The following is a 2,664-nucleotide window of genomic DNA, read 5'->3' as shown; positions in this document are numbered from 1 at the left end:
ATTAATACAATCGGTAATGATGTTGCGAAATTTTTAGGTGGTAATGCAGCATTTAAAAACGGTGCATTTACGGAGCCTACCTATAATTTATCTCAGATTTCTAAAGAAGGTGAAATAAAAAGTACTGTATTTACAGATGTTGGTAAAGCATTTACGGGACTTGATGAGAACATCAAGAATGTAAATCAACGTATTAAGGAAGTATCCCAAGGTGTTGCACAAGATTCTTTGAATTGGAGTGCAAATGATAAGGCTTTTGTGGCGCAACATGGAGAAGGTAAGGAAAGAGCTAATAGCAAGATTACGTCTCTTCAGAATGGAGATATTTCTGCAAGCTCGACGGATGCTGTGGCAGGTCAACAGCTTCATAAGTTAGGTAACGCTGTTGCGCAGTCTCTTGGTGGTAACGCTAAATATGAAGATGGCAAGTGGAGTGCACCAAGTTTCAAGGTTAAGACATTTTCTTCTGATGGCAGTACAAAAGATGAAAGCTATGCAAGTGTGTCTGCAGCTTTTGAAGGTGTAGGTACCTCTTTCACGAATGTTAATAATAGAATTACGAATGTTAAGGATGAGATTACCAATCAGATTAATAATGAAATTGCCGATATGAAAGACGATAGTCTTGTTAAGAAAGATGCTAAAACAAATCTTATCACTATTGGTAAAGAGGTAGAGGGCAGTGAAATTAATATCGCGAATAAAGAAAAAGGCGACAGAATACTTTCAGGTGTAAAGGAAGCAACACAAAAGAATGAGGCTGTTAATAAAGGTCAGCTTGATAAAAGATTGGTGGAGCTTTCTAACAGTCTTCAGTCTGATGAATCCGCTGTTGTTCATTATGATAAGAAAGATGGTGAAAATGGTGGCATTAATTATGCAAGTGTGACTTTAGGTAAAGGTAAGGATTCTACAGCTGTAGGTCTTCATAATGTTGCAGATGGTCAGGTTTCTACTGGTTCGCATGATGCAATCAATGGTTCCCAACTTCATACATTGGGTAGTGCTGTTGCGACCTATTTTGGTGGTAACGCTAAATATGAAGATGGCAAATGGACAGGTCCAAGCTTCAAGGTTAAGATTGTCAAGGATGATGGTCGTGATGTTGCAGAACAAAGCTATGATAGTGTAGCAGCTGCTTTTGAGGGTATAGGTATTTCCTTCAAGAACCTGCATAAAGAAGTTACTCAGAACAACACGGAGGTTTCTGAAAATATTAAGCAGAACGCATTATTGTGGAGTGATAAGGACAAAGCTTTTGTCGCAACGCATGGTGAAAAAGAAGGAGAGAAAAGCAACAGCAAGATTATCTCTCTTAAGAATGGAGATATTTCTGCAAATTCCACGGAAGCTGTTAATGGTGGTCAGATTAATGTGATTTCTCAAGATGTTGCGAAATTCTTGGGTGGTGATGCAGCATTTAAGGATGGTATCTTTACAGGACCAACCTATAAATTATCTAAGGTTTCTAAAAACGGTGAGATAAAAGATGCTGAATTTAAAGATGTTGGTTCAGCCTTTTCAGGACTTGATGAGAACATCAAGAATGTCAATGATCGGATTAAGGATGTTTCTGAAAGTGTAGCACAGGATTCTTTGAACTGGAACAAGGAAGCAGGGGCTTTTGTCGCGACGCATGGAGCGGATAAGCAAAGCAGTAAGATTACTTCTCTTAAGAATGGAGATATTTCTGCAAGCTCGACGGATGCTGTGGCAGGTCAACAGCTTCATCAATTGGGTAGCGCAGTTGCGAAGTCTCTTGGTGGTAATGCTAACTATGAGAATGGCGTATGGACCGCTCCTAAGTTTACGGTTAAGAGCTTCAAAGAAGATGGGAAAACAGAAGATAAAGATTACCCTGATGTTGCCTCAGCCTTTGCTGGAGTTGGTACTTCATTTGCAAATGTTAATAAGACGATTACGGATGTTAAAGATGAGATTAACAAAGAGATTAGCCAAGTGGTCAGTGATAGTCTTGTTAAGCAAGATGAAAAAACAAATCTTATTACTATTGGTAAAGAAGTAGAAGGTAGTGAAATCAATATTGCCAATAAGATTGGTGAGGCGCGAGCTCTTTCTGGTGTGAAGAAAGCCGAGAAAGGTGATGAGGCTATTAATAAAGCGCAGCTTGATGAAAGTTTGAAGGATCTTTCGAACAGTCTTCAGTCTGAGGAATCCGCTGTTGTTCTTTATGATAAAAAAGATGACGAAAATGGCAGTATTAATTATGAGAGTATAACTTTAGGTAAAGGTAAGAATTCTGCTTCTGTTTCTCTTCATAATGTTGCTGCTGGTAATATTACTAAGAATTCAAGGGATGCTATTAATGGTTCTCAGCTTCATTCACTTGGTGACAAAGTTGCTTCGTATTTTGGTGGTAATGCTAAGTACGAGAATGGCGTATGGACTGCTCCAAGTTTCAAGGTTAATACATTCAAAGAAGATGGTAGTGAAAATAAAGATGAGAGCTATAGCAATGTAGCAGAGGCATTAGCTGGTGTTGGTAATTCTATCACGAATGTTAAAAAAGAGATTACCAAAGAGATTAATAATGAAATTGCTAGTGTTCAAGGTGATGCGTTGTTGTGGGATGAGAAGAAAAGCGCCTTTGCCGCGATGCATGGTAAAGAAGGCAAAAAAACCAACAGCAAGATCACGTCTCTC

Annotated in this window: 1 pseudogene; it reads left to right on the top strand. The window is 38.7% G+C overall.

What is annotated here, in order from left to right:
• Positions 1-2,664: pseudogene (locus NPX99_RS08490) on the top strand (hypothetical protein); the annotation flags it as partial.

It is taken from the genome of Bartonella sp. 220B, assembly GCF_026930205.1.
Taxonomy (GTDB): domain Bacteria; phylum Pseudomonadota; class Alphaproteobacteria; order Rhizobiales; family Rhizobiaceae; genus Bartonella.
This window is presented reverse-complemented; position numbering and strand designations above follow the sequence as displayed.